This window comes from Rickettsia sp. (genome assembly GCF_965035265.1).
In genome coordinates, this window is the sequence record NZ_CBCDJS010000093.1 from 1 (window position 1) to 4,596 (window position 4,596).

Here is a 4,596-nt window from a genome sequence, read left to right on the forward strand (position 1 = left end):
ACTATTGTTATAGTAAATTGGTTTACAGCATAATTCAGAAAGCTTGATACAAGTGAATTTTGCATGACTTGCCTGTACTCACGTATTTTTATACGCTGCGCAGGCTCGCATTTAAATTCGTCTTGTCTGAAGCTTTCTGAATTATGCTGTACGTTATTAATTTTGTTGCTCATTAGTCATATAATTTTAATATTTTAATTGCCAAATATTAAAACTATTGATTTATTTAGCAAAAACTATATAATTTAAATTTAGTAAATATTTAACTTTAACCACACTTTAAGTTAGTTTTACTATATGTTATTTCAAATGTCAAGAAAAAACCATATTTCGTGGTAATTTTTTTATCAATATTTTTAAGCTTTATAAAAATAATAGTTATTATGTTAAAAAACCTATTAAAAACTAAACTTTTTTTAGTTATAGTGTCTCTAATTATATTTATTACTTTGCTAAATTTTAGTATATTTTATATTTTTGTGCCGGGTAATCTTACTCAAAATAAAACGATAATTATTGAATCTAAACTATCCGTAAATCAAATAGTTACAAAACTTTATTCTAGTGAAGTAATCAAATATCCAAGAATTTTTAAAGTAATTGCTAAAATTTATTCTGTAAAAAATCCTCTTAAAAGCGGTGAATATGTGTTTACACGTAATATATCTCCTCTGCAAACTTTAAGAATATTAGCAAGCGGTAAATCTATAATACATAAGATAATTATACCGGAAGGTACGGTAGTTAGTGAGGTTATAAAGAAAATTAATGAAGAAAGTCGTTTGCTCGGAGAAATAAAAGGGATAATACCGGAAGGTTTTTTAATGCCGTCCACGTATTTTTTTTCTTATGGAGATCAAAAAGAGCAGATAATCGATCAAATGAGAAATTTAATGTCTGCTAATTTAGATAAGGTAATGCAAAATCTTTCACCGGATTCTCCTTTAAAAACTAGACTTGAGGTATTAACGCTAGCTTCGATAATTGAAAAAGAAGCCGGTTCAAATGCAGAAAAGCCTATTATAGCAGCAGTATTCATTAATCGTTTAAAGAAAAATATGAAGCTACAAGCTGATCCGACTACTATATATGCTTTGACTGAAGGGAAATTTAAATTAGCAAGAGCTTTAACAAAAAAAGATTTATTGCAAGAACTGCCATATAACACTTATTATATTAAAGGTTTACCGCCGGGTCCGATTTCTTGTCCGTCGTTAAAATCTTTAGAAGCAGCGGTAAAACCTGCAAAAACGGACGCCTTATTCTTTGTAGTTGACGGTAAGGGAGGGCATAATTTTTCCAACAATCTTAATGATCATAATAGATTTGTTGAAACTTATCGAAAAAGCTTGGTTAAAGTACCTGAGCCGGAAATTGATCCTGACAAATAGATATACTAGTCACAACATGTATTAATTAGATAAATATATATTATGAATAATACAGAATTTAGTAAAATAGCCGAAACGACAATTGCATATATAGCAGACAAGATAGAAGAGCAAGACAAAGAAGCGAGTATAGATGTAGATTTACAAGGTGATATATTAAATCTTGAGACCGGTAAAGGTGTATATGTAATAAATAAGCAAAGTGCAGCCAAAGAAATTTGGTTGTCGTCGCCGGTTAGTGGTCCTTATCACTTTTTTTATGAACAAGGAAAATGGAAAAATAGAGCAGGGCTTGAATTGATGGATATTTTGGCTGATGAGCTTGAGATTGATTTTAATTAGGATAATAATATGAAAGATTTTGAAATTGTCGATAGTGCCGAAAAAGTTTATGATTTAATAATAAAAAATATACCTGCCAACACACTAATATCAATATTTTTTGATGTTGATGATACGCTTATAACTCCTAAATCAAAAACTTTTAAGAAGCCGCCTTATAATCAAATGATTGATAGAATTAAGGAAAATAAAAGTAATTATGATAATTATGAGGAAATCGTCAGTAATTGGCGTCTGCAGCGAAAAGTAATATTAATTGATGAAGAGTGGGTAGAAGTTATAAACAAGCTCAAGGAAAAGTTTCCCGTTTATGCTCTTACACAAATGAATACGGGAGAATTCGGCAATATTCTTTCTATGCAAGATTGGCGATATAAAGAATTAAAAAGTTTAGATGTAGAGTTTTCTGATAATGAAAAATTGGTAATTTATAACTCAGGACAAAAGGATGATGCTATTTTTTATAAAGGTATATTCATAACCGGTAATCATTCAAAAAGCGGTACTTTATCAAAATTTTCTGAAGAGCTAAATGCTAGTTTTATTGTATTTGTTGATGACCGCACGAAACATGTTGAAGATGTAAGAGATTATTGTAAAAAGAATAAAATCGGTTTTTTAGGCATTTTATTTGACGGGCTTAAAAATTTAACAGATGAACCTGATCCAAAACTTGCCGAATTTCAAGAATCATATTTAATAGAAAATGCCCAGTGGCTCGAAGATGATGAAGCTTATCAATTAATGGCAGAAAGTAATATATGAATTTGATAAAAGTTGCATTCTTTCTAATTTTAATTTTTATCTCAAATCTAGTATTAGCAAATACTTATCGGCAAATAAATTACAAAATAACACCTTTGTCTAACATGCTTGTTTCAGCTATTAAAGTTGAAACAGAAATAATAGGCGATATGAGCGGTGAAGTTGTTTTAGATTTACCTTATGCCTGGGCAAACGCCACATATTACAAGCAAATCAAAAATGTTAAACTTGAGTATCCTATTGGAAAGTTGCAGTTTAGAAATCAAGACTCTAATGAAGCTATTTTAAATACGGGAAAAATCAATATTATTCGTTTAAGCTACGAAATATATCAAAAAACCGGCAATCCTTGTGATGTCCACGAAGCAATAATTAGACAAAATTTAATTCATTCACCGGGTTATGGGCTTTTTGCTACTCCTGGTGATCTAAATGGAAATGATATAGTAGAGTTTAATGTTGAATGGAATAATATTCCTGAAGCTTGGCAAGCGATATCAGATTATGGTCTTGGTAAAAGCGTGCAATTTAAAGCTACGCCGATTAAATTATATAGTGCAGTTTATGCAGCAGGGGATTTACGTGTTTATAAAATTGTCGATCAAAAAAATCCTGTATATCTTTCATTACATGGTCAATTTGATCTTAAAGATGAAGAAATAGCTTCTTATATAAATAAAATTATCAAGGGACAAAGAGCATTTTTTCATGATAATGATTTTCCTTATTATCTAATAAGTTTGATTGAAGGCAATCAACCTAGACATATGGGCGGAACGGGCTTAACTCATAGTTTTACCGCGTTTATTCCTCAAGGTTTGGACAAACAGGATTATATAACGCTACTTGCTCATGAACATCTGCATAATTGGATAGGTAAGAAAATACGTAATAATTTAGAAGACGAAGCACTAAATTATTGGTGGAGTGAGGGATTTACCGATTATTATAGCAGGGTTTTAGCCTTACGTTCCAGGGTTATAACGCTTGAGGAATTTGTAGAAGAATTTAATAAATTTTTTGAGAATTATTATTTATCACCTGTAATAAATGAGCCTAATAATTTAATCAAAACAGATTATTGGAAAGATTATGCAGTACAAAGATTGCCATATTATCGTGGGTTTGTTTTTGCACTTTACTTGGATAATCTCATTAAAGAGAATAATAGTAGTAAATCGCTGGATAATGTTATGCCTGATTTATTTAAAACCTCAAAAGAACAAGAATTTTCAAGCGATTATTTTAAAAAAATAGTTAAAAATTATGTTCCAACAGGGATAGATAAAGAGATAAACGAATATATAGAACAAGGTAAAACTATAGATTTAACTGATGTTGCTACAGTACTGCCGATCGAGAAAATAAAAATGGGGGCATATGATCGTGGCTTTGATAGAGATGCTTTAATAAATAATTATCAAATAAAAAATATTGACGAAAATAGTAACGCTTATAAATCTGGACTTAGAAACGGGGACATAGTTATAAAATATGATTTTCCTAAATGGGGTTCTCCTGATCAGATAGTTACAATCAAAACAACTAAAGGCGAGTTTAAATTTAGACCTGAAAGTGCTAATAAAAAAGATATATACAGATTCAAGCCTAATCTATCTAAAGAAGATAAGCTAAAAATCAAAAAATTTTTTGGTTTTTAAATTTTTTGCAATAAAATAATTAACAATTAATAATAGAATTATACCGAAAAATATTTCTTTTCTTTCTTTTATTTTTATGTATTATCCAAAAATAAATATAAACTAAAGAAAGAGGTGTACAATGAATTCTCTATTAAAAGTATTATATCCGAATAGAGTTGTAGAACATTTAAATACAAATTCTTATGCTCTAGATATTGTTAAAATAATTATAGGAGCAATTGCTATTTTTGCTTCGGCACAAATAAGTATTCCTATAAAACCGGTAGCAATTACGATGCATAGCGTAAGGTAATCCCCCCATTTTTAATCGCAGTAGAGAGTAGAGAGTTAAGCTGCTAAAGCTAATTTTTGTATTGGCGTTATACCGCTTATAGCCATATTTGGTCTTTCGTTATTATAAGACCAAAGCCATTTAGTGGCAAGATCTTGTGCCT

5 protein-coding genes and 1 pseudogene are annotated in these 4,596 nt (G+C 29.8%); 5 read left to right on the forward strand and 1 reads right to left on the reverse strand.

From position 1 onward, the window contains the following. The coding region (locus AC1Z7D_RS05910) for a palindromic element RPE3 domain-containing protein (protein WP_482602830.1) at positions 1 to 173 on the reverse strand (173 nt) is incomplete at its 3' end. A 210-nt stretch (positions 174 to 383) separates the two neighbouring features. Between AC1Z7D_RS05910 and mltG the strand changes: the two genes are divergently transcribed. The 5 genes and pseudogenes from mltG to AC1Z7D_RS05935 form a co-directional block, all read left to right on the forward strand. Next, the gene (gene mltG, locus AC1Z7D_RS05915; protein ID WP_482602822.1) at positions 384 to 1,391 is read left to right on the forward strand and encodes an endolytic transglycosylase MltG; all 1,008 of its coding nucleotides are present in this window, start codon (positions 384 to 386) and stop codon (positions 1,389 to 1,391) included. 42 nt (positions 1,392 to 1,433) lie between these two features. Then, a complete protein-coding gene (gene cyaY, locus AC1Z7D_RS05920; RefSeq protein WP_482602824.1) occupies positions 1,434 to 1,733 on the forward strand; it encodes an iron donor protein CyaY in 300 nt (99 codons plus the stop codon). 9 nt (positions 1,734 to 1,742) lie between these two features. Then, the gene (locus tag AC1Z7D_RS05925; protein ID WP_482602826.1) at positions 1,743 to 2,498 is read left to right on the forward strand and encodes a DUF2608 domain-containing protein; all 756 of its coding nucleotides are present in this window, start codon (positions 1,743 to 1,745) and stop codon (positions 2,496 to 2,498) included. After that, positions 2,495 to 4,159, forward strand: a complete 1,665-nt coding sequence (locus tag AC1Z7D_RS05930) for a M61 family metallopeptidase (protein WP_482602828.1) — start codon at positions 2,495 to 2,497, stop codon at positions 4,157 to 4,159. Before AC1Z7D_RS05925 ends, AC1Z7D_RS05930 begins: the two co-directional genes overlap by 4 nt. 121 nt (positions 4,160 to 4,280) lie before the next feature. Continuing rightward, positions 4,281 to 4,448: pseudogene (locus tag AC1Z7D_RS05935) on the forward strand (biotin transporter BioY); the annotation flags it as partial. Positions 4,449 to 4,596: the final 148 nt, after the last annotated feature.

Excerpts from the sequence above, each read along its gene's own strand:
- mltG (WP_482602822.1), top strand. The coding sequence starts at position 384 with ATGTTAAAAAACCTATTAAAAACTAAACTTTTTTTAGTTATAGTGTCT.
- AC1Z7D_RS05925 (WP_482602826.1), top strand. The coding sequence starts at position 1,743 with ATGAAAGATTTTGAAATTGTCGATAGTGCCGAAAAAGTTTATGATTTA.
- cyaY (WP_482602824.1), top strand. The coding sequence starts at position 1,434 with ATGAATAATACAGAATTTAGTAAAATAGCCGAAACGACAATTGCATAT.
- AC1Z7D_RS05930 (WP_482602828.1), top strand. The coding sequence starts at position 2,495 with ATGAATTTGATAAAAGTTGCATTCTTTCTAATTTTAATTTTTATCTCA.